The organism is Cupriavidus necator (assembly GCF_040578825.1).
Taxonomy (GTDB): domain Bacteria; phylum Pseudomonadota; class Gammaproteobacteria; order Burkholderiales; family Burkholderiaceae; genus Cupriavidus; species Cupriavidus necator_E.
Map to the genome: position 1 here is coordinate 1 of NZ_JBEFLI010000053.1, position 23,480 is coordinate 23,480.

Here is a 23,480-nt window from a genome sequence, read left to right on the forward strand (position 1 = left end):
CCTCCAAACAACTAACCGCCGCCCCGCCCATGACCCGGATCGCCATCCGCCAATATTCCCCCGAACACGCCAGCTCGCTCGCCGCTGCCGGCCTGCACCCGACGCTGGCCCGCATCCTGGCCGCGCGCGGCGTCGCCCGCACCGCCGAGCTGGCGACCGACCTGCCGGAACTGGTGCCGCCCGCGGCGATGAAGGGCATCGGCCACGCGGCCGCTTACCTGGCGGACGCCATCACTGCCGGCAAGCGCCTGCTGATCGTGGCCGACTATGACTGCGACGGCGCCACGGCCTGCGCCGTGGGCGTGCGCGGGCTGCGCATGCTGGGCGCGCGGGTCGAGTACATCGTGCCGAACCGCTTCGAGTACGGCTACGGGCTGACGCCGGAGATCGTGGCGCTGGCGGCGAAGCAGCAGCCGGACGTAATCGTCACGGTGGATAACGGCATCGCCAGCGTCGACGGCGTGGCCGCGGCCAATGCGCTGGGCATCGACGTGGTGGTGACCGACCACCACCTGCCCGGCGCCGAGCTGCCGCAGGCCGCGGTGATCGTCAACCCGAACCAGCCGGGCTGCGAATTCCCCAGCAAGAACCTGGCGGGCGTGGGCGTGATGTTCTACGTGCTGCTGGCGCTGCGCGCCGAGCTGCGCAACCGCGGCGTCTACACGCAGGCGACCCAGCCGCCGCTGCAGACGCTGCTGGACCTGGTGGCGTTGGGGACCGTGGCCGACGTGGTCAAGCTCGACACCAACAACCGCATCCTGGTGGCGCAGGGCCTGCGCCGCATGCGCGCCGGGCGGATGCAGCCGGGCGTCGCGGCGCTGTTCCGCGCGGCGGGCCGCGAGGCGTCGCGCGCCAATACCTTCGACCTGGGCTTCGGACTCGGGCCGCGCCTGAACGCGGCCGGGCGGCTGGCGGACATGTCGCTCGGCATCGAATGCCTGCTGACCGACGATGCCAACCGCGCCTGGGAAATCGCGCAGGAGCTCGACAGCATGAACCGCGAGCGGCGCGATATCGAGGCTGGCATGCAGCAGGAGGCGTTGCAGATCCTGGAGCAGCCCATGGCTGGTCTTGCCGGTCCGGATCCCTCGTCACGCTTTACCGTCAGCGTGTTCAACGATACCTGGCACCAGGGCGTGATCGGCATCGTGGCGTCACGGCTGAAGGACAAGTTCCACCGCCCCACCATCACCTTCGCGCCCGGCGACGAGGCCACCATCAAGGGCTCGGGCCGCTCGATCCCGGGCTTTCACCTGCGCGATGCGCTCGACCTGGTGTCCAAGCGCCATCCCGGCATGCTGGTCAAGTTCGGCGGCCACGCGATGGCGGCCGGCCTGACCGTGCGCGCCGAGCGCTTTGCCGAGTTCCAGGATGCGTTCGAATCGATCGGCAAGGAATGGCTGACCGACGACCAGCTCGCGCGCGTGATCGAAACCGATGGCGATATCGAGGACCACTGCTTCAGCCCGGAATTCGTCACGCTGCTGGAGCAGCAGGTGTGGGGCCAGGGTTTCCCGGCGCCGACCTTCTGCGGCGAGTTCGACGTGCTGCGCCAGAGCGTGCTCAAGGGCAAGCACCTGAAGCTGCAGCTCGGGCGCGGCAGCCAGCGTTTCGACGCGATCTGGTTCAACCACGCCGATTCGCTCGGTGCCAGCGCGCAGGTGGCCTACCGGCTCGACAACAACACCTTCAACGGCGTCACGCGAGTGCAGATGGTGATCGAGCACGCGCAGTAGCGTGCCCCCCCGGGGCGCAAGCCCCGCTTCCTGCTCAGCCCCGCGCCGGCAGGTAGCCGGCCGGATCGACCGGCTTGCCGTTGCCGCGCACCTCGAAATGCAGCTCGCTCGGGCTCGCGCCCATGCGGCCCACGTCCTGCCCGGCAGAGACCTGCGCGCCTTCGCTGACCAGCGGCTGGTCCAGGTTGCCGTACACGGTCAGCCAGTCGTCGTTGTGCTTGACGATCACCAGCATGCCGTAGCCGCGCAGGTTGCCCACATGGATGGCGCGCCCGGCCGCCGCGGCACGCACGGTGCCGTTGGCCGGCACGGCGATGCTCAGGCCCTTGCTGCCCGGCGGCGAGAAGCCGGCGGTGACGCGGCCGTCGGCCGGCCATTGCAGGCGGATGCTGCTGGCGGGCGGCTTCGATGCGCCGCTGTCCGCGCGCGGGGTTTCAGTAACGGCCTGGCCGGTGCCGGCCGAAGCTGAAGCCGCCCCGCCGGGCGGACGCACGCGGATGAGTTGCCCGACTTCGATCTGGTCCTGGCGGGCCAGGTCGGGGTTCCAGCGGCTCAGCTCGCGCACGCTGCGGCGGTGCTTGCGGGCGATCGAATAAAGCGTATCGCCCCGTTCCACGCGGTAGAAACCGTCCGGCGCGGGGCCGGTGTCCATGGTGCCGCAGCCGGCCGCGACCGTGGCCGCGGCCGCCAGCAGCAGGCCCAGCGCGCGGCGCCGGCCTGGCTCGATGTCATGTCTGGTTTGCGTCATTCGTCCCTGTTCGTTGTCTTGCCGGGGGCGGCTTGCCAGTGCGTATTATCGCCGCGTGCGCTGCCCGGCACCGCCGGATAGACCATCGCGGGGTCGTTCCGTTCGCCATCCGGGGCCCGCGAACCGGCCCAAATCCCCGAACCCGCGCCCGATCCGGCGCCTTGATCCGCTATAATTCAAGGTTTTCGAAGCGCAGGAACATCATGGAAGCAGAACGCCTCAACGCCATCTCCGGTGCCATCTCCGATCTCCGTTCGCGAACGGAAGATCTACGGGGGTATCTTTGACTACGATGTCAAAGTAGGAAGGCTGGACGAAGTCAACGGCTTGCTGGAAGACCCCGACGTCTGGAACAACCCCAAGCGGGCCCAGGATCTCGGCAAGGAAAAGAAGTCTCTTGAAGCCGTGGTCAGCGTCCTCGGCAAGCTCACCGACGACCTTGGCGGCGCCGAAGAGCTGTTTGAACTCGCAAAGGAAGAAGGCGACGACGACACGCTCGAAGCGATCGAGGCCGACGTCAAGGGCTTCGAGGACATCGTTGCGGACATGGAATTCCGCCGCATGTTCTCCGGCGAGATGGACCAGGCCAACGCCTTTATCGACATCCAGGCCGGCGCCGGCGGCACCGAAGCGTGCGACTGGGCCTCGATGCTGCTGCGCCAGTACCTGAAGTACTGCGAGCGCAAGGGCTTCAAGGCCGAGGTGCTGGAAGAGTCCGAAGGCGACGTGGCCGGCATCAAGAGCGCGACCATCAAGATCGAGGGCGAATACGCCTTTGGATACCTGCGTACCGAAACGGGCGTGCACCGCCTGGTGCGCAAGTCGCCGTTCGATTCGTCGGGTGGGCGCCATACGTCGTTCTCGTCGGTGTTCGTGTACCCCGAGGTGGATGATTCGTTCGAGGTCGAGGTCAACCCGGCGGACCTGCGCGTGGATACCTACCGCGCCTCGGGCGCCGGCGGCCAGCACATCAACAAGACCGATTCGGCCGTGCGGATCACGCACATCCCGACCGGCATCGTGGTGCAGTGCCAGAACGACCGCTCGCAGCACCGCAACCGGGCCGAGGCCATGTCGATGCTGAAGTCGCGCCTGTACGAGCACGAGATGCGCAAGCGCCAGGCCGAGGCCGACAAGCTCGAAGCCGGCAAGACCGACGTGGGCTGGGGCCACCAGATCCGCTCCTACGTGCTGGACCAGAGCCGCATCAAGGACCTGCGTACCAACGTGGAAATGTCCAACACCCAGAAGGTGCTGGACGGCGACCTGGACCCGTTCATCGAGGCCAGCCTCAAGCAGGGACTGTAAGGCCGTACCGGGCCGTTCGCCCCGCTCTTCTGAGCGGCGGCGGCGCCCGCGGCGGCACAGCAACATCACCGCAATCGCTGGATCATCGCTGTACCGCCGCAGCTGCGGCCTTTCCGACCGGGGCACCATGAGCGAAGCCAATCACCTGTACATCATCACCGGCGCCTCGCGCGGGCTGGGCGCGGCACTGACCAATGCGCTGCTCGTGCCGGGCAACCGCCTGATCTGCGTGGCGCGCAGCCGCAACAACGAGCTGGAACGCATCGCCACGCTGAGCGGCGTGCCGGTGGCGTGGCACCTGCAGGACCTGTCGCAGGCCGGCCCCGCCGCCACGTGGCTCGCCAGCGTGCTCGACACGCTCGACCAGCCGCCGACCAGCGCCACGCTGATCCTGAACGCCGGCGTGGTCGAGCCGATCGGCCCGGTGTCGCGGCTGCAGGAAAGCACGCTGGTGCCGCACCTGCTGACCAACCTGGCGGCGCCGATGACGATGACCGCGGCCTTCCTGGAGCGCACCGAGAAGTTCGACTGCCCGCGCAAGGTGCTGGCGATCTCCTCCGGCGCGGCGCGCCGCCCGATCGAAGGCTGGAGCGCCTACTGCGCCGGCAAGGCGGGGCTGGACATGTTCATGCGCTCGGTCAACGCCGAGTACGCCCAGGCGCAGGCGCCGCGCACCGTGCGCGCGGTGGCGCTGGCCCCGGGCGTGATCGACACCGGCATGCAGGACAAGATCCGCAACGCCGACTTCGCCCAGGTGCAGCGCTTCCGCGACCTGAAGGCGAACCAGCAGCTCGCCTCGGCCGAGGAGACCGCCGGCCGCATCGTCGCCTACCTGCATCGTCCTGACTTCGGCAGCACCGAGCTGGACGATCTCCGCAACTACTGAAGCCATACTGAACCCGCGCGCGGCCTGCCGTGCGCGACCCACAAGACATCATGACCGAACCAAACCGCGCCCAGGCCCAGTCCCAGACCAAGGCCGCCGCAGAAACGCCCGCCGTAGACGAGAACAAGATCATCGCGGAGCGGCGCGAGAAACTGGCCGCGCTGCGCCAGCAAGGCGTGGCCTTCCCCAACGATTTCCGCCCGACCCACCAGGCCGCCACGCTGCACGCGCAGTACGGCGACACCGACCAGGCCGCGCTCGAAGCCAGCCCGGTCGAGGTGTCCATCGCCGGCCGCATGATGCTCAAGCGCGTGATGGGCAAGGCCAGCTTCGCCACCGTGCAGGACGGCAGCGGCCAGATCCAGTTCTACATCACGCGCGACAAGGTCGGCGACGAGGTCTACGCCGCGTTCAAGCACTGGGACCTGGGCGACATCATCAGCGCCCGTGGCGAACTGTTCCGCACCAACAAGGGCGAGCTGTCGGTGCAGGTGCGCGAGCTGCGCCTGCTGTCCAAGTCGCTGCGCCCGCTGCCGGACAAGTTCCACGGCCTGGCCGACCAGGAAATGAAGTACCGCCAGCGTTATGTGGACCTGATCGTGTCGCCGGAAACGCGCAACACCTTCCGCGCCCGCACCAATGCGATCTCGTCGCTGCGCCGCCATATGGCCGATGCGGGCTTCATGGAAGTGGAAACGCCGATGCTGCACCCGATCCCGGGCGGCGCCGCGGCCAAGCCGTTTATCACGCACCACAATGCGCTGGACATGCAGATGTTCATGCGCATCGCGCCCGAGCTGTACCTGAAGCGCCTGATCGTCGGCGGCTTCGAGCGCGTGTTCGAGATCAACCGCAACTTCCGCAACGAAGGGGTGAGCCCGCGCCACAACCCCGAGTTCACGATGATGGAGTTCTACGCGGCCTACACGGACTACCGCTGGCTGATGGACTTCACCGAGGACCTGATCCGCAAGGCCGCGATCGATGCGCGCGGCAGCGCCGTGCTGACGTACCAGGAGCGCGAGCTCGACCTGTCGAAGCCGTTCCACCGCCTGACCATCTGCCAGGCGATCCAGAAGTTCGCGCCGCAGTACACCGACGCGCAACTGGCCGATGCCGGGTTCCTGCGCACCGAGCTGAAGAAGTTCGGCGTCAACACCAACGCGCCGCAGTTCCTCAACGCCGGCCTGGGCACGCTGCAACTGGTGCTGTTCGAGGAAACCGCCGAGAGCCAGCTGTGGGAGCCGACCTTCATCGTCGACTACCCGGTCGAGGTGTCGCCGCTGGCCCGCGCCTCCGACACGGTGCCGGGCATCACCGAGCGTTTCGAGCTGTTTATCACCGGCCGCGAGATCGCCAATGGTTTCTCGGAGCTGAACGATGCCGAGGATCAGGCGGACCGCTTCCGCAAACAGGTGGAGCAGAAGGATGCGGGGGATGAGGAGGCAATGTACTTCGACGCCGACTACATCCGCGCGCTGGAGTACGGTATGCCCCCGACGGGTGGTTGCGGTATTGGTATTGACCGGCTGGTGATGTTGCTGACGGACAGCCCGAATATTCGGGACGTTATTCTGTTCCCGCACCTGCGGCGGGAAGACTGATGGGTTGCTCCCCTCTCCCGCGAGCGTCGCGAGCGGGAGAGGGAGTACCCAGCCAGTGTTCGAATCACGTCGCGGCAGCCCGCCGGTTGTTACAGCGCCCGCCGAAAGCACCCCGCCATCAGCACCTAACCCATTGATATAAAAGGCATTTTTCGCCTACATATATTTACAAAAACAAACGGAAAACCCAACCCGCTTCGGCCACACTGGTTCCATCCCATCGCGGCCTCCGCCGCACGGAGCCAGAACAATGCAGAGCCAAGCCACTTCGCACGACCACACCCCTGCCCCGCTGCCGCCGCAACGCCGGCTGCATCCGCTGATCGGCGCGGCAGCCGTGGCCGTGGTGATTGCCAGCCTGACCGCCGTTGCCGCCGTGACTGGCGTGCTGCCGCTCAGCAAGGCCAGTCCCGACTCGCAGCCGCAGGCCAGCATGCAGGCCGACCCGCAAGGGCCGCTGCCCGTCACTACCGCGCCCCCACCGGGCAGCACCACGCGCCCGCCGGTCTACGATGACGGCCAGCCGCGCTCGGCCCAGCAGGACAACCGCTCCTCGCAGGCGGCACCGCGCAGCGCGCCGGCACGCCAGGCCACGCAGCGTGAGCGTGAGGCCACCAGCAGCCAACGCGCCGAAACCGAACGCCAGCCCGCAGCCAAGGGCAGCCCCCACGCCGGCCGTGTTGTTTCCGTGACGCCGGTCCAGACCCAGAAGCCCAACACCAGCGGCCTGGGCGCACTCGGCGGCGCCGTCGTCGGCGGCCTGCTGGGCAACCAGGTCGGCAAGGGCAATGGCCGCATCGTCGGCACCGTGGTCGGTGCGGTGGGCGGCGGCGTGGCCGGCAACCAGATCGAGAAGGCGGTCAGCAAGGACACCCATTACGAAGTGCGGGTGCGCATGGATGACGGCAGCCACCGCAGCTTTACCTATGAGCAGGATCCTGCAGTGCAGGTGGGCGAGCGCGTCCATATGGAGAACGGCGCGCTGGTACGGGGCTGACCCCGCCCTGGCGAAACTCCAAAGCAAAAGGCCGGCATCACGCCGGCCTTTTGCTTTATCTCGTTACCGCGAAATTATTCCGCTTCCTGGATCCACGCCTGCTGGATCGCCTCCAGGATCTTCTCGCCCGAGCGCTCCGGCACATCGGCGAAGCCGTCGAGTTCCAGCACCCAGCGGCGCAGGTCGGTAAAGCGCACGCCGACCGGATCGACGTCGGGATACTTGTCGTACAGGGCTGCCGCGATGGCGTAGGTGTCGGTCCACTTCATGGTGTTCTTCTCCGCTGAGGTCTGTGCCGGCCGCTCAGTGGCCTTCCTTGGCGTGGTTGATGGTGTACTTGGGGATCTCGATGGTCAGGTCTTCCTGATCGACGATGGCCTGGCACGAAAGCCGCGAATTGGGCTCCAGGCCCCAGGCCTTGTCGAGCAGGTCTTCTTCCTTCTCTTCGGCCTCGTTGAGCGAATCGAAGCCCTCGCGCACGATCACGTGGCAGGTGGTGCAGGCGCACGATTTCTCGCACGCATGCTCGATCGCGATGCCGTGGGTGAGCAGCGCGTCGCAGACGCTGACGCCCGCTTCGGCTTCGATCACCGTCCCTTCCGGGCAGTATTCGACGTGAGGCAAAACAATGATCTGTGGCATGTCGTGTCCTGGTATCTGTAATGCGGTGCGAGCCCGGTGATCAGCCCAGCTCCTGCACCTTGCGCCCCGCCAGCGCGCTCTTGATCGAGCGGTCCATGCGGCGGGCGGCGAATTCGTCGGTGCCGTGCGACAGCTTCTCGACCGCGGCGTGGATGGCGTGGTGGTCTTCGCCGCTGGCGATCTCGCGCACCGAAGCCATCAGCGCCTCGACCGCGCTGCGCTCTTCCGCCGACAGCAGGTCGCCGTCGGTGTCCAGCGCACGCTGCGTGGCCTCGACCAGCCGGTCGGCTTCGACGCGCTCTTCGGCCAGCGCGCGGCTCTTCATGTCGTGCTCGGCTTCGCGGAAGCTTTCCTGCAGCATGCGCGCGATATCGTCATCGGCCAGGCCATACGACGGCTTGACCGTGACCGACGCTTCCACGCCCGAATGCGTCTCGCGCGCGGTCACCGACAGCAGCCCGTCGGCATCGACCTGGTAGGTCACGCGGATGCGCGCCGCCCCCGCCACCATCGGCGGGATGCCGCGCAGCTCGAAGCGCGCCAGCGAGCGGCAGTCACTGGCCAGCTCGCGCTCGCCCTGCAGCACGTGGATCGCCATCGCGGTCTGGCCGTCCTTGAAGGTGGTGAATTCCTGCGCGCGCGCGACCGGGATGGTGCTGTTGCGCGGGATGATCTTCTCGACCAGGCCGCCCATGGTCTCAACGCCCAGCGACAGCGGGATCACGTCGAGCAGCAGCCAGTCTTCGCCCGGGGCATGGTTGCCGGCCAGCAGGTTGGCCTGCATCGCGGCACCCAGCGCCACCACACGATCCGGATCGAGGTTGGTCAGCGGCGTCTGGCCGAAGTAGTCACCGACCGCCTTGCGGATCGACGGCATGCGCGTGGCGCCGCCAACGAGCACCACGCCCTTGACGTCGTCAGGGGTCACACCGGCATCGCGCAGCGCCTTGCGCACCGGCGCCAGCGTCTTCTGCACCAGGTGCGCGGTGATCTGGTCGAAAATCTCCACGGTCAGCGTCAGGTGCACGATCTCGCCGGAATCGAGCACGGCATCGATCACCGTGCTGTCGCTTTCCGACAGTGCTTCCTTCGCGGCACGCGCGCGCACCATCAGCAGGCGCATGTCCTGCGCCGACAACGGCTGCAGGCCCGCCTGCTCGACGATCCAGCACAGCAGGCGCTGGTCGAAATCATCGCCGCCCAGTGCCGAGTCGCCGCCGGTGGCCATCACTTCGAACACACCGCGGGTGAGCTTGAGCACCGAGATATCGAAAGTGCCACCGCCGAGGTCATAGACCGCGTAGACGCCTTCGGAAGCGTTGTCCAGGCCGTAGGCGATCGCCGCGGCAGTCGGCTCGTTGAGCAGGCGCAGCACTTCCAGCCCGGCCAGCCGCGCGGCGTCCTTGGTCGCCTGGCGCTGGGCCTCGTCGAAGTACGCCGGCACGGTGATGACCGCGCCGACCAGGTCGTCGCCCAGCGTGTCTTCGGCGCGCTGGCGCAGCGTGGCCAGGATCTCGGCCGAGATCTCGACCGGGCTCTTCACGCCGGCGGCGGTCTTGATCTGCAGCATGCCGGGCGCGTCGACGAAGTCGTACGGGCTGTGCTCGATATTGGCGATGTCGCGTAGCCCGCGGCCCATGAAGCGCTTGACCGAGACGATGGTGTTCTTGGGGTCGCGCACCGCTTCGTCCTGGGCCCGGTAGCCAATATGCGTGGAGCGGTCCGACAGGTAGCGCACGACCGAAGGCAGCAGCGCGCGGCCGCGTTCGTCGCCCAGCACTTCGGGAATGCTGCTGCGTACCGCGGCCACCAGCGAGTTGGTGGTGCCGAGGTCGATGCCGACGGCCAGGCGGCGTTGGTGGGGCGCCGGCGACATGCCGGGTTCGGAAATCTGGAGCAGTGCCATGGTAATTCTTCGCTGTCTTGTGCGGCAGGGGAAACCGCCATGCGGGCGGCATGGGGGCGGTTTTCGCGCCGGGCGCCATTGTGTCACGGGCCCGGCAATCTTGCCGGTCAGTCTTCCAGCCGGTCGATGGCCTCGCTGGTATCGTGCTCGATCTTCTCGATAAACATCAGTTGCCGTACCGCGCTGCCGGCCGCCTCGTTGTCGCCGGCGTCAAGCAGCGCGCCCAGCGCTTCGTGGCGCTCGCGCTTTTCCTGGCGCAGGCTGCGCAGCAGCGCATCGAGCCGGCCCACGTCGCGCTCTTCCACCGCTTCCTGCAGTCCCTCGCGCCATTCCATCTGCTGCATCAGGAAAGCGGGCGTCATCGCCGTGTTGTTCTCTGCCTGCACATCGACACCGCGCAGCTTCAGCAGATAGGTCGCGCGCCGCAGCGGCTGGCGCAGCGTGCGGTAGGCTTCATTGGCATGCGCGGCCCACTGCATCGCCACGCGGCGCTCGGCATCGCCCGCCTTGGCAAAGCGGTCCGGATGCGCCTGCGACTGCACGGTGCGGTATGCCGCGTCCAGCGCGGCCTCGTCGACACCGTACTGCACCGGCAGGCCGAACAGCGCAAAAAAATCGTCTTTCAACTGCTTCCCCAAGAAAAAGGAGCGGCCGCGCCGCCCCTTTGTCCATTGCCGCCCGCTGCCACCAGCTTCAGGCGGGCTTGCGCGCCCGATCCCGGGCCCACTCCGCCGGCGGTTCGTTGCGGTCGCACTTCAGGCAGTTCACGCGCCTGCCGATCGTGCCGGCGCGGCCCTGCTCGCTCTGCGTCCATGGCCGCGACTGCCAAGGCGGATCGTGCCGCATATGCTGGCCGTGCCCGCAGGCGAGTTCGGCCACCCAGTGGCCTTCCTCGTCCCGGCGGAACCCGACAATGCTGCGCTCCACCGGAGCCTGCGTCCGCTGGCGCGCGTCAGACTGTGAAGGACTCGCCGCAGCCGCACTCGTCCTTGACGTTGGGGTTGTTGAAGCGGAAACCTTCGTTCAATCCTTCACGCGCGTAGTCGAGTTCGGTGCCGTCGATATACGGCAGGCTCTTGGCGTCGACGATGACCTTGATGCCGTGCGATTCGAACACCGCGTCTTCGGGTGCCAGTTCGTCCACGTATTCCAGCTTGTAGGCCAGGCCCGAGCAGCCAGTGGTCTTCACGCCCAGGCGCAGGCCCACGCCTTTGCCGCGGCGTTCCAGGTAGCGGGCGACGTGCTTCGCCGCCTTCTCGGTCATCGTGATCATCGTTGCGTCTTCCTTCGTGCTTCGCTTGTCGATCGACAGGATCAGGCGGCCTTCTGCTCGTCGCCGTGCTTCTTCTTGTAGTCTTCGACGGCGGCCTTGATCGCGTCTTCGGCCAGGATCGAGCAGTGGATCTTCACCGGCGGCAGTGCCAGTTCTTCGGCGATCTGGGTGTTCTTGATCTCCAGCGCCTGATCCACGGTCTTGCCCTTGACCCACTCGGTCACGAGCGAGGACGAAGCGATGGCCGAGCCGCAGCCATAGGTCTTGAACTTGGCGTCTTCAATCACGCCAGCCTCGTTGACCTTGATCTGCAGCTTCATCACGTCGCCGCAAGCCGGCGCGCCAACCATGCCGGTGCCGACCGCATCGTCGTTCTTGTCGAACGAACCGACGTTGCGGGGGTTTTCATAGTGGTCGAGAACCTTTGTGCTGTATGACATTTTGCTTACCTCGTGCGTATCTTTTGCGGGGGTATTGCTGTTATTTGTGCTGGTCCGGCGGGCGCGTCAGTGCGCGGCCCACTGGATCGAATTCAGGTCGACGCCGTCCTTGAACATTTCCCACAGCGGCGACAGGTCGCGCAACTTGCCGATCTTGCTCTTGAGCAGTTCGACCGTGTAGTCGATCTCCTGCTCGGTGGTGAAGCGGCCGACCGTGAAGCGGATCGAGCTGTGCGCCAGTTCGTCGTTGCGGCCCAGCGCGCGCAGCACGTAGGACGGCTCCAGCGAGGCCGAGGTGCAGGCCGAACCCGACGACACCGCCACGTCCTTGATCGCCATGATCAGCGACTCGCCTTCGACGAAGTTGAAGCTGACGTTCAGGTTGTGCGGCACGCGGTGTTCCAGGTCACCGTTCAGGTAGACCTCTTCCATGTCCGACAGGCCGTTCCACAGGCGGTCGCGCAGCATGCGAATGCGTTCGTTTTCCGTCGCCATCTCTTCGCGGGCGATGCGGAAGGCTTCGCCCATGCCGACGATCTGGTGCGTGGCCAGCGTACCCGAGCGCATGCCGCGCTCATGGCCGCCGCCGTGCATCTGCGCCTCGATGCGCACGCGCGGCTTGCGGCGCACATACAGCGCGCCGATGCCCTTGGGGCCGTAGGTCTTGTGGGCCGAGAACGACATCAGGTCGCACTTCAGCTTGTTCAGGTCGATCACCACCTTGCCGGTCGCCTGCGCGGCGTCGCAGTGGAAGATGATGCCCTTCGCGCGGCAGATCTCGCCGATCTGCTCGACGTCCTGGATCACGCCGATCTCGTTGTTGACCAGCATCACCGACACCAGGATCGTGTCCGGGCGCAGCGCCTGCTTGAACACTTCCATGTCGAGCAGGCCGTTTTCCTTCACGTCCAGGTAAGTCACTTCGAAGCCCTGGCGCTCCAGTTCGCGCGTGGTGTCGAGCACGGCCTTGTGCTCGGTCTTCACGGTGATGATGTGCTTGCCCTTGCCCGAATAGAAGTTCGCGGCACCCTTGATCGCCAGGTTGTCCGATTCGGTCGCGCCCGACGTCCACACGATCTCGCGCGGGTCGGCGCCGACCAGTGCGGCCACCTGCTCACGCGCTTCTTCCACCGCGCGCTCCGCTTCCCAGCCGTACGCGTGGCTGCGCGAAGCGGGGTTGCCGAACTGCTCGCGCAGGTACGGAATCATCTTGTCCGCCACGCGCGGGTCCACCGGCGTGGTGGCCGAGTAATCCATGTAGATGGGGAAATGTGGGGTGCTCATCGTTATGACTGCCTTGTTAGGGACCGCTGATGCTGATTACTGTCGTTGCCCGCCGCGCTTCGCTTACGACTGCGCCAGGCTGAAAACTGAATTCACCACTCTCGCACGAACCGGCTTTTCCTGCTTGTCGGCCTTGCCGCGCGCCGTGGCGGCCGCCGGCTGCGCGGCTTCCTCGCGCATGTCGTGCAGCACCGCCGGCTGGCGTTCGCGCTGCTGGTCCACCAGGTTCTTGAGGGAAACGGAATCGAGGTACTCGACCATCTTCTGGTTCAGCGTGGCCCACAGCTCGTGGGTCATGCAGCGCCCGGAGCCGTCATCTCCGTTACAATTGCCCTTGCCGCCGCACTGGGTGGCATCCAGGGGCTCGTCCACGGCGATGATGATGTCAGCCACCGTCACGTCTTCGGCCTTGCGGGCGAGACTGTAGCCGCCGCCCGGGCCGCGCACGCTTTCAACGATCTCGTGCCGGCGCAGCTTGCCGAAAAGCTGCTCCAGGTAGGACAGCGAGATCTTTTGCCGTTGGCTGATGCCGGCGAGCGTGACCGGTCCCTGGTCCTGGCGCATGGCCAGGTCGATCATCGCAGTGACCGCGAAGCGGCCTTTGGTGGTCAGTCTCATGGTGCAGGGCTCTGGGGTAAAACGCTTTTGGGGTAACGCGAATACTTGATCGTTTCCGTCAAGTATAAAGGTACCCGACTAATTCAGTCAACTACCCCTGCCGCACCGCATCAAGCCTGCCACGCGCCTGGGACTGTTTCCGGACATGGCTCGCGAGGCGGCATCACGTGCGCCGGCGGGGATTTCAGGATGCGCCGCCGCAAGGCGCGGCTCAGTCCGGCGCGATTCACACGTCACAAATGCGGGCTCTCAGGCGAGAGCCCGCCGCTCAGCGGGTGCCGTCTTGCAGGCGCTGGTGCAGCATCTCGACCAGGCCGTCGCAGGCATCTTCGATGTAGTCGAGCACGCGCTCGAAGCCATCGCCCTCGCCGTAATACGGGTCCGGCACTTCGTCGACGTGGTGGCGGGTGGCGAAGCTCATCAGCAGGCGCAGCTTGTCGCCGGCATCTGGACGCAACCGCGTCAACCCGGCCAGGTTTTCCCGGTCCATCGCCAGGATCAGGTCGAAGCGGTCGAAGTCGGGAATGCCCACCTTGCGGGCGCGCAGCGGAGACAGGTCATAGCCGCGGCTCAGCGCGTGGCGCAGAGTGCGCGGATCGGGCGGATGGCCGAGGTGGTATTCGTGCGTGCCGGCCGAGTCCAGTTCCACCAGGTCTTCCAGCCCGGCCGCCGCCAGCTTGGCGCGCAGCACGCCTTCCGCCGTCGGCGAACGACAGATATTGCCCATGCAGCACATCAGGATGGCGTATTTCTTCATCGGATCATGTCTCGCGGGGATGGAACAGGGAGCGCCGCGGCGATGCGGGGGTAGCCGGAATTCTACCCGCTGCGGCCCGCGTCGCCGGCGCGCCGGCGCTGCCGCGCTGTCCTTGCCAGGTTATGTGCGCAAGCCCACCGCCAGCCCGCATGCCGCCCCCTAAAGTCCACCGGGAATCCACTGAGCGCCGGCAGGCCTGACAACTTGCCGGAATGCGCCGCAGCCCCTGCAAGGAGAACCCCCGGTGAACGCCCCTACCCCATCCTCGCAGCCTCGGCTGATGCAGCGCGCGAAGCGCCTGGTGAAACCGCTGGTGCCCCGCTGGGCGATGGACCTGTATCACTCCCGCGCGCTGCGACGCGACGCGAAGCTGTACCAGGGCAAGACGCCCGCCGAAATCTTCACGCATGTCTACGCTTCGCAGGCGTGGGGCGCGGCCAAGGGCCATGCGGAGCACTACAGCGGCAACGGCACGCACAACCCCGTGATCGCCAGCGCCTATATCTCCAGCGTCACGGCATGGCTCAAGACCTTCGGCGCGCCGCCGGACGTGGTCGACCTGGGCTGCGGCGACTTCCATATCGGCAGCCAGCTACGCCCCGCATGCGGGCGCTACGTGGCCTGCGACGTGGTGGAATCGATGATGGAAGCCAACCGTCGGCGCCATGCCGCGCTGGACGTCGATTTCCGCTGCCTCGATATCGCCAGCGACCCGCTGCCGGCCGGCGACGTGGTGTTCGTGCGGCTGGTGCTGCAGCACCTCGACAATGCCCGCATCGCCCGGGTGCTGGACAAGCTCGACCAGTATCGCGCGCTGGTGCTGACCGAACAACTGCCGCCGGGCGGCGGCTTCGTCCCGAACATCGACAAGGCGCCCGGCGCCGCGATCCGGCTATGGGGCCGGCCGCCCAGCGGCGTGATCGTGACCGCGCCGCCGTTCAACCTGCGCGTGCGCTCCGCGCGCGTGCTGTGCGAAGTGCCGGAAGGCCGCGGCGTGATGCGCACCATCGCCTACGAACTTTGAGCACAGCGCCGTCAGGACCGGCGCCGCGGCATCGGCCGCCGGCGTGGCGGACGTCTAGGCGAGCTGTTTGGCCAGCCGGTCGCCGTGCGCGAAGCCGGCCACTTCCGCGGCCTCGCGCGATTTGTAGTGCTCGGTAATGCTTGAGCTCTCGGTCAGCGTGCCGGCGGCGCGGATATTGGTACCGGGGCGGCACACGCGCACCGTGTACGACCATTCGGTCTGCGAGCGCGGTTTCACCTGGACCTGCACTTCGTGGGTTTCGTAGACCTTCTTCTTCCATTCGCCGATGTCGGGCATCGTGTTCTCCTCGGGAAGTATGTGCGAATTGTGGGGCATGACAGCGCGGGCTAGCTGACCTCGCCAGCGTCGATGGCCCGCATGGCGGCAGCTTCCGCCATGGCGACGGCTGCTTCCTGCGTGGGGGCATCGCCCGCGATCGCCTCGTAGGTGGGACCGGCCGCGGGCTCGCCGAAGGCATCGGCGATGCGTAGCTGCGCCGCAAACCCGCCGGCTGCATTCGGCACCGCGCTGACCACGACGGCGTAACCACCGTATTCGAACTGGCGTTCCATCTTGTCTCCTCCGCTGCGGCTTTCGCTGCGCGCGCCGATCTGCGGTCGATCTGCGCCGCCGCGAAATCTCACTATAGGCGAGCCGGGCCCGCCGACACGTCGCTCAGACCGGCGGCAGCGCGCCCTCGCCGCTGGCGCCGAATACCTGCGCCTTGAGCTTGGCGAGCTGATCACGCACCTGCGCGGCCTGCTCGAACTCCAGGTTGCGGGCATGGTCGAGCATCAGCTTTTCCAGGCGCTTGATTTCCTTGGAAACCTGCTTCTCGCTCATGTCCTCGTAGCGCGCCTGCTCCTGCGCGGCCTGCAGCTCGGCCCTGGCATCGCTCGCATTGTAAACGCCGTCGATGATGTCCTTGATGCGCTTGACCACGCCGCGGGGCGTGATGCCGTTGGCCTCGTTGAAGGCAATCTGCTTGGCGCGGCGGCGCTCGGTCTCGCCGATGGCCTTCTTCATCGAGTCGGTCATGCGGTCCGCGTACAGGATCGCCGTGCCGTTGACGTTGCGCGCGGCGCGGCCGATGGTCTGGATCAGCGAGCGCTCGGCGCGCAAGAAGCCTTCCTTGTCCGCGTCCAGGATCGCCACCAGCGACACCTCGGGGATATCCAGCCCTTCGCGCAGCAGGTTGATGCCCACCAGCACGTCGAAGGTGCCCAGGCGCAGGTCGCGGATGATCTCCACGCGCTCCACCGTATCGATATCCGAGTGCAGGTAGCGCACCTTGACCCCGTTCTCGGACAGGAACTCGGTCAGCTGCTCGGCCATGCGCTTGGTCAGCGTGGTCACCAGCACGCGTTCGTTGACTTCGACGCGGGTGTGGATCTCGGACAGCAGGTCGTCCACCTGCGTGGTGGCCGGGCGCACCACGATGGTCGGGTCGACCAGCCCGGTCGGGCGCACCACCTGCTCTACCACCTGGCCCGCGTGCTCCTGCTCGAACTGCGCCGGCGTCGCCGACACGAACATCACCTGGCGCATCTTGCGCTCGAACTCGTCAAACTTCAGCGGCCGGTTGTCCAGCGCCGACGGCAGCCGGAAGCCATAGTCCACCAGCGTGGTCTTGCGCGCGCGGTCGCCGTTGTACATGCCGTTGAGCTGGCCGATCAGCACGTGCGACTCGTCCAGGAACATCAGCGCATCGGGCGGCAGGTAGTCGACCAGCGTCGGCGGCGGCTCGCCCGGCTTTGCGCCGGACAGGTGGCGGGAATAGTTCTCGATGCCCTTGCAGAAGCCCAGTTCGGACAGCATTTCGAGGTCGAAGCGGGTGCGCTGCTCGAGCCGCTGCGCCTCCACCAGCCGGTTCTCCTTGTGGAAGAACTCCAGCCGCTCGCGCAGCTCGGCCTTGATCGCCTCGATCGCGCGCAGCACGGTTTCGCGCGGCGTCACGTAGTGGCTTGACGGGTAGACCGTGAAGCGCGGGATCTTCTGGCGCACGCGGCCGGTCAGCGGGTCGAAGAACTGCAGCGACTCGACTTCGTCGTCGAACATCTCCAGCCGCACCGCCATCTCGGCGTGTTCCGCCGGGAAGATGTCGATGGTGTCGCCGCGCACGCGGAAGGTGCCGCGCTGGAAATCGGTCTCGTTGCGGGTGTACTGCATCGCGATCAGGCGCGCGATCACATCGCGCTGGCTGATCTTGTCGCCGGCCCGCAAGGTGAGAATCATCTGGTGGTATTCGGTGGGGTTGCCGATACCATAGATCGCAGAGACGGTCGCCACGATGATCGTGTCGCGGCGCTCCAGCAGGCTCTTGGTCGCCGACAGCCGCATCTGTTCGATATGCTCGTTGATCGACGAGTCCTTCTCGATAAACAGGTCGCGCTGCGGGACGTAGGCCTCGGGCTGGTAGTAGTCGTAGTAGCTGACGAAGTACTCGACCGCGTTGCGCGGAAAGAACTCGCGGAATTCGGCGTAGAGCTGGGCCGCCAGCGTCTTGTTGGGCGCGAACACGATCGCCGGCCGTCCCATCCGGGCGATCACGTTGGCCATGGTGAATGTCTTGCCCGAGCCCGTCACCCCCAGCAGCGTCTGGAACGACAGGCCGTCCTCGACCCCTTCCACCAGTTGCCGGATGGCCTCCGGCTGGTCGCCGGCGGGCGGGAACGGCTGGTAGAGCTGGAACGGGGAGCCGGGGAATGTGACGAATTTGTCTTCATCCAGGGCCGGCGCGGCTTCTGCAAGGTTCGACATAGGGGGCGAATTTACGGGCGGAATTAGGGAAATACCTCAGGAATACGGGGCGAATACGCTAGAATCTTGGGGGCTGCCACCCCCCGCTTCAAGCCGGAAGCGTCACGGGGGCCTGTCAGCCCCCAGCGCAGTCCGAAGCATTCTACGCCTTCCCGTTTTCTTACATAGCCGACCACGAGATTCCAAATGAGTTTGTTTTCTGCCGTCGAGATGGCCCCGCGCGACCCGATCCTGGGCCTCAACGAAGCCTTCAATGCCGATACCCGCCCGACCAAGGTCAACCTGGGCGTTGGCGTGTACTTCACCGACGAAGGGAAAATCCCCCTGCTGCGCGCCGTCCAGGAGGCAGAAAAGGCACGTCTGACCACCGCCACGCCGCGTGGCTACCTGCCGATCGAAGGCATCGCCGCCTATGATCAGGCCGTGCAGACGCTGCTGTTCGGCAAGGAATCGCCGCTGATCACGGAAGGCCGCGTGGTGACGGCTCAGGCACTGGGCGGCACCGGCGCGCTGAAGATCGGCGCCGACTTCCTGAAGCGCCTGTACCCGGACGCCAAGGTCGCCATCAGCGACCCGAGCTGGGAAAATCACCGCGCGCTGTTCGAAGCCGCCGGCTTCCCGGTGGTCAACTACACCTACTACGACGCCCCCAGCCACGGCCTGAACTTTGCCGGCATGGTGGAATCGCTGAAGTCGTACGCCGCCAACACCATCGTGGTGCTGCACGCCTGCTGCCACAACCCGACCGGCGTCGACCTGTCGCCCGAGCAGTGGAAGCAGGTGGTCGAGCTGATCAAGGAACGCAACCTGATCCCATTCCTGGACATGGCCTACCAGGGCTTTGCCGACGGCATCGACGCCGACGGCGCCGCGGTGCGCCTGTTCGCCGACTCGGGCCTGCCCTTCTTCGTGTCGAGCTCGTTCTCCAAGAGCTTCTCGCTGTACGGCGAGCGCGTCGGCGCGCTGTCGATCGTGACCACCGGCAAGGAAGAAGCGCAACGCGTGATGTCGCAGGTCAAGCGCGTGATCCGCACCAACTACTCCAACCCGCCGACGCACGGCGGCACCGTGGTCGCCACCGTGCTGAACAGCCCGGAACTGCGCGCCATGTGGGAAGAAGAGCTGGCCGAGATGCGCGACCGTATCAAGCTGATGCGCCACGCGCTGGTGGACAAGCTGGCCGCCAAGGGCGTGCCGGGCGACTTCTCCTTCGTCAAGGCGCAGCGCGGCATGTTCTCATACTCGGGCCTGACCTCGGCCCAGGTGGACCGCCTGCGTAACGAGCACGGGATCTACGCCGTCGGCACCGGCCGCATCTGCGTCGCAGCGCTGAACAGCCGCAACATCGACGCGGTGGTCGACGCCATTGCTGCAGTGCTGTAAGAAAGCAGGAAATCCGGCGGTCAGAAAAGGCGGATTTGGCCGTCGGAGAAGGATGATTTCGCTGTCGCCGCTGGCTGGCAGCGAATGCCGGAAACACCACAAAGCAACACCAAAAAGGCGGCTTCGGCCGCTTTTTTGCATTTGTTTGCGATTTAATTCGCGTTTGTCATCCAGAAATAAGCCCTTTGCCTTATTGTGTTGTGCGGATAAGGATGTACCTTTGGGTATATGCTGCAACGCACGGTCGACCGATTGAAGGCATAATCTGCGACTCGGCTTAACGCGCATTGTTAATACATTAGTACCTTAGTACCTTGCAGTGCGTACCCTTAGTAAGACCAAGCAACACCAGGCAGAAACGGCATGCTCTACCAATTGCATGAGTTCCAGCGCTCGATCCTGCACCCGCTGACCGCGTGGGCGCAGGCGACCGCCAAGACCTTCACCAACCCCCTCAGCCCGATGTCGCTGGTTCCTGGCGCGCCCCGCCTCGCAGCCGGCTACGAACTGCTGTACCGGCTTGGCAAGGAATACGAAAAACCGGCGTTCGACATCAAATCGGTGCGCTCCAACGGCCGCGACATCCCCATCGTCGAGCAGACCGTGCTGGAAAAGCCGTTCTGCAAGCTGCTGCGCTTCAAGCGCTATGCCGACGATCCGGAAACGATCAAGCTGCTGAAGGACGAGCCGGTGGTGCTGGTTGCCGCGCCGCTGTCCGGCCACCACGCCACGCTGCTGCGCGATACCGTGCGCACGCTGCTGCAGGACCACAAGGTCTACGTCACCGACTGGATCGACGCGCGCATGGTGCCGACCGACCAGGGGGCGTTCCACCTTTCGGACTACATCTACTACATTCAGGAATTCATCCGCCACATTGGCGCCGAAAACCTGCATGTGATCTCGGTGTGCCAGCCTACGGTACCCGTGCTGGCCGCGATCTCGCTGATGGCCTCGGCCGGCGAGAAGACGCCGCGCACCATGACGATGATGGGCGGGCCCATCGACGCACGCAAGAGCCCCACCGCGGTCAACTCGCTGGCGCTCAACAAGTCGTACGACTGGTTCGAGAACAACGTGATCTACACCGTGCCGGCGAACTACCCCGGCCACGGCCGCCGCGTCTACCCGGGCTTTCTTCAGCACGCCGGCTTCGTGGCGATGAACCCGGACCGCCACCTGTCGTCGCACTATGACTACTACCTGAGCCTGGTCGAGGGCGATGCCGACGACGCCGAGGCCCATGTGCGCTTCTACGATGAGTACAACGCGGTGCTCGACATGGCGGCCGAGTACTATCTCGACACCATCCGCGAGGTGTTCCAGGAGTTCCGTCTCGCCAACGGCACCTGGGCCATCGACGGCAAGCCGGTGCGTCCGCAGGACATCAAGCGCACCGCGCTGCTGACCATCGAAGGCGAGCTGGACGATATCTCCGGCGCCGGCCAGACCGCGGCCGCGCACGACCTGTGCAGCGGCATCCCGGAGGCACGCAAGGAGCACCTGAACGCGGAGCGCTGCGGCCACTACGGGATCTTCTCGGGCCGTCGCTGGCGCGACGATATCTATCCGCATCTGCGTGACTTTATCCGCAAGTACCACCCGGCCGCGGTGGCCCTCAACGGCGCCAAGTAAGCGAAACCACTCCGGAAAAGACAACGCCCGCACACGCGGGCGTTTCTGTTTGCGCGCTCAGCGGCGCTTCAGGTAACACAGCAGCATATCGGTGTGCAGCTCGGCAAAGCGCTCATGTTCCTGCTGCGAGGCCACGTCGCGGCCGATCACGGCGCTGATGGTATAGCGGTTGGACAGCACGTAGTAGCCCAGCGCCGAGATCGTCAGGTAGAACTGCGGCACGTCGATGTTGTCGCGGAACACGCCCTGCTGCTGGCCGCGCCGGATCACATCCGCCAGCACGTCGACCACCGGGTTGATCAGCTGCTGGAGCTGTGCCGACTTCTTCAGGTGCCGGGCCTCGTGCAGGTTCTCGCTGTTGACGAGGCGAATGAACTCGGGATGCTCGTAGTACCAGTCCCACACAAAGCGCGCCAGCGTGCGCACACCCGCGACGGGATCTTCATCGACCAGGTGCAGTTGCTCCTCGGCGGCGCGGAATTCTGCGTATTGCTTCTCAAGTACAGCGAGAAACAGGCCTTCCTTGCTGCCGTAGTAGTAATACAGCATCCGTTCGTTGGTTTCCGCACGCCGGGCAATCTGGTCGACGCGTGCGCCGGCCAGACCGCCCTTGGCAAATTCCTCGGTTGCCGCGGCGAGGATGCGTCGGCGCGTCCCTTCCGGGTCGCGTTTGGTCTTGGTCTCAGTTGACATGGATGCTGGTCGATCGTTGCGCGGATTATGGCACAGGCCGGAGTGCGGCAATCCGGCTGCGCGACGCGCATCATCGCCGTTTCTGTCCGCCGGCGAAATCGGGGATAATCCTTGCGGCGCGAAGGCTCGCAGAAGCCTGGAGGGGCCGCAGAAGCCCGCTGGCATATTGTCCGCCGCGTGTGTGGGGAGTTATGTCGCCAAGCACGCACAGCGCCCGCAAATGTCCTGTTTTGTCCCGTCCACCGTGTGCATTTCCCGGTTCTATCCCCTGATTTCCTGCCCGCTGTCGTGAATCCCGCTGTCAAGACCCTTGCCGACCGCATCGAGGCACTGCTGCCGCAGACCCAGTGCACCAAGTGCGGCTTCAATGGCTGCCGCCCCTACGCCGAAGCCATGGCCAGCGGCGAGGCCGCCTGCAACCGCTGCCCGCCCGGCGGCGCGGAAGGGGTGCGCCGGCTGGCCGCGCTGCTGCAGGTCGAACCGCTGCCGCTCGATCCCGAGCGCGGCATCGAGCAGCCGCGCGCGGTGGCGCGCATCGACGAGAGCCTGTGCATCGGCTGCACGCTGTGCATCCAGGCCTGCCCCGTCGATGCGATTGCCGGCGCGGCCAAGCAGATGCATACCGTGATCCCCGAGCTGTGCACCGGCTGCGACCTGTGCGTGGCGCCCTGCCCGGTCGACTGCATCGCGATGATCCCGGTCACCGGCGAACGCACCGGCTGGGAGGCGTGGTCGCAGCAACAGGCCGATGCCGCGCACGCGCGCTATGTCGCGCGCAACGCGCGGCTGGTGCGCGAGCGCGAGGAAAACGATGCGCGTCTCGCCGCCAAGGCCGCGGCCAAGCTCGCTGCGGTGCAGGCCGAAACGCCGGAGAACGATGCCGAGCGCGCCGCGCAGGAACGCAAGCGCGCCATCATCCAGGCCGCGATCGAGCGCGCGCGGCAGAAGCAGCAGGCAGTACAGCCGCGCAATACCGAAAACGTATCGGCCGGGGTGCAGGCGCAGATCGATGCAGCCGAAGCGCGCCGCGCGCGTGCGGGACTGACTTCGCCCGCCACCGACAAGAACGCCAACGATCCACAACAAGAACAATGAACGCCGCCAAGTGCCGTGCCATCTTCGAGACGCTGCGCGAAGTCAACCCGGCTCCGGCCACCGAACTTGAATACAGCTCGCCGTTCGAGCTGCTGGTCGCCGTGTTGCTGTCGGCGCAGGCCACCGACGTCGGCGTCAACAAGGCCACGCGCCGGCTGTTTCCGGTTGCGCATACCCCGCAGCAGATGCTGGAGCTGGGTGAAGCCGGGCTAAGCGAATACATCAAGACCATCGGGCTGTACAAGACCAAGGCCAGGCATGTGATGGAGACCTGCCGCATCCTGGTCGAGCGCCACGGTGGCAAGGTCCCGCCTGATCGCGAAGCGCTGGAAGCGCTGCCGGGCGTGGGCCGCAAGACTGCCAACGTAGTGCTGAACACCGCGTTCGGCCAACCCACTATCGCGGTCGATACGCATATCTTCCGCGTGTCGAACCGCACGGGGCTGGCGCCGGGCAAGAACGTGGAGGTGGTCGAGCAGAAGCTGCTCAAGTGCGTGCCGCATGAATTCCTGCACGACGCGCACCACTGGCTGATCCTGCATGGGCGCTATGTGTGCAAGGCGCGCAAGCCGGAATGCTGGCATTGCGTGATCGAGCCGTTGTGCGAGTACAAGGAGAAGACGGAGGCGCCGAAGGTGTGAGCTATTGATCAGCGGCAACGCGGGGCGACGCTGTCTGAACTACCACATGA

At 66.1% G+C, this 23,480-nt stretch carries 25 protein-coding genes; 10 read left to right on the plus strand and 15 right to left on the minus strand.

Going from position 1 to position 23,480, the window contains the following annotated elements:
• The first annotated feature begins 29 nt into the window (after positions 1–29).
• On the plus strand, positions 30–1,736 hold the full coding sequence (recJ, locus tag AB1I47_RS23190; RefSeq protein ID WP_354686100.1) for a single-stranded-DNA-specific exonuclease RecJ: 1,707 nt from the start codon (positions 30–32) through the stop codon (positions 1,734–1,736).
• A gap of 34 nt (positions 1,737–1,770) precedes the next feature.
• Here the strand turns inward: recJ and AB1I47_RS23195 are convergent, their stop codons facing one another.
• Positions 1,771–2,484, minus strand: coding sequence for a peptidoglycan DD-metalloendopeptidase family protein (locus AB1I47_RS23195; RefSeq protein ID WP_354686061.1), 714 nt, complete (start codon positions 2,482–2,484; stop codon positions 1,771–1,773).
• 203 nt (positions 2,485–2,687) lie between these two features.
• Between AB1I47_RS23195 and prfB the strand changes: the two genes are divergently transcribed.
• The 4 genes from prfB (at position 2,688) to AB1I47_RS23215 (ending at position 7,279) form a co-directional block, all read left to right on the plus strand.
• Positions 2,688–3,792, plus strand: a protein-coding gene (gene prfB, locus AB1I47_RS23200; RefSeq protein ID WP_354686062.1) for a peptide chain release factor 2 whose coding sequence is annotated in 2 segments (ribosomal slippage) — positions 2,688–2,768 and positions 2,770–3,792 — 1,104 coding nt in all. Because the reading frame shifts where the segments join, the coding sequence is not laid out codon by codon here.
• Positions 3,793–3,919: 127 nt separating this feature from the next.
• Positions 3,920–4,678, plus strand: a complete 759-nt coding sequence (locus tag AB1I47_RS23205; RefSeq protein ID WP_354686063.1) for an SDR family oxidoreductase — start codon at positions 3,920–3,922, stop codon at positions 4,676–4,678.
• Between the two features lie 50 nt (positions 4,679–4,728).
• On the plus strand, positions 4,729–6,282 hold the full coding sequence (gene lysS, locus AB1I47_RS23210; RefSeq protein WP_354686064.1) for a lysine--tRNA ligase: 1,554 nt from the start codon (positions 4,729–4,731) through the stop codon (positions 6,280–6,282).
• A gap of 250 nt (positions 6,283–6,532) precedes the next feature.
• Positions 6,533–7,279 (plus strand): glycine zipper 2TM domain-containing protein, encoded by a 747-nt coding sequence (locus AB1I47_RS23215; protein WP_354686065.1) that lies wholly within the window; start codon positions 6,533–6,535, stop codon positions 7,277–7,279.
• 74 nt (positions 7,280–7,353) lie between these two features.
• Here the strand turns inward: AB1I47_RS23215 and iscX are convergent, their stop codons facing one another.
• From iscX to AB1I47_RS23265, 10 genes are all read right to left on the minus strand, one after another.
• Positions 7,354–7,548 carry a Fe-S cluster assembly protein IscX gene (iscX, locus tag AB1I47_RS23220; RefSeq protein WP_022534172.1) on the minus strand — a complete coding sequence of 65 codons (195 nt, stop codon included), beginning with the start codon at positions 7,546–7,548 and terminating at the stop codon, positions 7,354–7,356.
• A 34-nt stretch (positions 7,549–7,582) separates the two neighbouring features.
• Entirely contained in the window at positions 7,583–7,921 is a 339-nt protein-coding gene (gene fdx, locus AB1I47_RS23225) for an ISC system 2Fe-2S type ferredoxin (RefSeq protein ID WP_354686066.1), read from the minus strand.
• 40 nt (positions 7,922–7,961) lie between these two features.
• Positions 7,962–9,827: a Fe-S protein assembly chaperone HscA gene (gene hscA / locus AB1I47_RS23230; protein WP_354686067.1), complete on the minus strand. Its 1,866-nt coding sequence runs from the start codon at positions 9,825–9,827 to the stop codon at positions 7,962–7,964.
• Positions 9,828–9,934: 107 nt separating this feature from the next.
• On the minus strand, positions 9,935–10,453 hold the full coding sequence (gene hscB / locus AB1I47_RS23235) for a Fe-S protein assembly co-chaperone HscB (RefSeq protein ID WP_354686068.1): 519 nt from the start codon (positions 10,451–10,453) through the stop codon (positions 9,935–9,937).
• A gap of 67 nt (positions 10,454–10,520) precedes the next feature.
• A complete protein-coding gene (locus AB1I47_RS23240; protein ID WP_354686069.1) occupies positions 10,521–10,754 on the minus strand; it encodes a DUF3565 domain-containing protein in 234 nt (77 codons plus the stop codon).
• A gap of 25 nt (positions 10,755–10,779) precedes the next feature.
• Positions 10,780–11,100: an iron-sulfur cluster assembly protein IscA gene (gene iscA, locus AB1I47_RS23245; RefSeq protein ID WP_042884782.1), complete on the minus strand. Its 321-nt coding sequence runs from the start codon at positions 11,098–11,100 to the stop codon at positions 10,780–10,782.
• Positions 11,101–11,141: 41 nt separating this feature from the next.
• Positions 11,142–11,540 carry a Fe-S cluster assembly scaffold IscU gene (gene iscU / locus AB1I47_RS23250; RefSeq protein ID WP_354686070.1) on the minus strand — a complete coding sequence of 133 codons (399 nt, stop codon included), beginning with the start codon at positions 11,538–11,540 and terminating at the stop codon, positions 11,142–11,144.
• 66 nt (positions 11,541–11,606) lie between these two features.
• The gene (locus AB1I47_RS23255) at positions 11,607–12,830 is read right to left on the minus strand and encodes an IscS subfamily cysteine desulfurase (protein WP_354686101.1); all 1,224 of its coding nucleotides are present in this window, start codon (positions 12,828–12,830) and stop codon (positions 11,607–11,609) included.
• Between the two features lie 57 nt (positions 12,831–12,887).
• The gene (gene iscR / locus AB1I47_RS23260; protein ID WP_354686071.1) at positions 12,888–13,442 is read right to left on the minus strand and encodes a Fe-S cluster assembly transcriptional regulator IscR; all 555 of its coding nucleotides are present in this window, start codon (positions 13,440–13,442) and stop codon (positions 12,888–12,890) included.
• A 268-nt stretch (positions 13,443–13,710) separates the two neighbouring features.
• Positions 13,711–14,199 (minus strand): low molecular weight protein-tyrosine-phosphatase, encoded by a 489-nt coding sequence (locus AB1I47_RS23265; protein ID WP_354686072.1) that lies wholly within the window; start codon positions 14,197–14,199, stop codon positions 13,711–13,713.
• 244 nt (positions 14,200–14,443) lie between these two features.
• Here AB1I47_RS23265 and AB1I47_RS23270 point away from each other — a divergent pair, with 244 nt between their 5' ends.
• Positions 14,444–15,223 carry a class I SAM-dependent methyltransferase gene (locus AB1I47_RS23270; RefSeq protein ID WP_354686073.1) on the plus strand — a complete coding sequence of 260 codons (780 nt, stop codon included), beginning with the start codon at positions 14,444–14,446 and terminating at the stop codon, positions 15,221–15,223.
• A gap of 54 nt (positions 15,224–15,277) precedes the next feature.
• On the opposite strand, the gene AB1I47_RS23275 is transcribed toward AB1I47_RS23270, so the two are convergent.
• From AB1I47_RS23275 to uvrB, 3 genes are all read right to left on the minus strand, one after another.
• Positions 15,278–15,520: a hypothetical protein gene (locus AB1I47_RS23275; protein WP_354686074.1), complete on the minus strand. Its 243-nt coding sequence runs from the start codon at positions 15,518–15,520 to the stop codon at positions 15,278–15,280.
• 50 nt (positions 15,521–15,570) lie between these two features.
• Positions 15,571–15,795 carry a hypothetical protein gene (locus AB1I47_RS23280; RefSeq protein WP_354686075.1) on the minus strand — a complete coding sequence of 75 codons (225 nt, stop codon included), beginning with the start codon at positions 15,793–15,795 and terminating at the stop codon, positions 15,571–15,573.
• A 103-nt stretch (positions 15,796–15,898) separates the two neighbouring features.
• Positions 15,899–17,983 (minus strand): excinuclease ABC subunit UvrB, encoded by a 2,085-nt coding sequence (uvrB, locus tag AB1I47_RS23285; RefSeq protein WP_354686076.1) that lies wholly within the window; start codon positions 17,981–17,983, stop codon positions 15,899–15,901.
• Between the two features lie 186 nt (positions 17,984–18,169).
• On the opposite strand from uvrB, the gene AB1I47_RS23290 reads away from it, so the two are divergent.
• Entirely contained in the window at positions 18,170–19,366 is a 1,197-nt protein-coding gene (locus AB1I47_RS23290) for an amino acid aminotransferase (protein ID WP_354686077.1), read from the plus strand.
• A 363-nt stretch (positions 19,367–19,729) separates the two neighbouring features.
• Complete coding sequence (locus AB1I47_RS23295; protein ID WP_354686078.1) at positions 19,730–21,001, plus strand: polyhydroxyalkanoate depolymerase; 1,272 nt, start codon at positions 19,730–19,732, stop codon at positions 20,999–21,001.
• A 57-nt stretch (positions 21,002–21,058) separates the two neighbouring features.
• On the opposite strand, the gene AB1I47_RS23300 is transcribed toward AB1I47_RS23295, so the two are convergent.
• On the minus strand, positions 21,059–21,694 hold the full coding sequence (locus AB1I47_RS23300) for a TetR/AcrR family transcriptional regulator (protein WP_354686079.1): 636 nt from the start codon (positions 21,692–21,694) through the stop codon (positions 21,059–21,061).
• A 288-nt stretch (positions 21,695–21,982) separates the two neighbouring features.
• Here AB1I47_RS23300 and rsxB point away from each other — a divergent pair, with 288 nt between their 5' ends.
• Entirely contained in the window at positions 21,983–22,789 is an 807-nt protein-coding gene (gene rsxB, locus AB1I47_RS23305) for an electron transport complex subunit RsxB (protein ID WP_354686080.1), read from the plus strand.
• Positions 22,786–23,430, plus strand: a complete 645-nt coding sequence (gene nth, locus AB1I47_RS23310) for an endonuclease III (protein ID WP_354686081.1) — start codon at positions 22,786–22,788, stop codon at positions 23,428–23,430. Before rsxB ends, nth begins: the two co-directional genes overlap by 4 nt.
• Positions 23,431–23,480 lie beyond the last annotated feature (50 nt).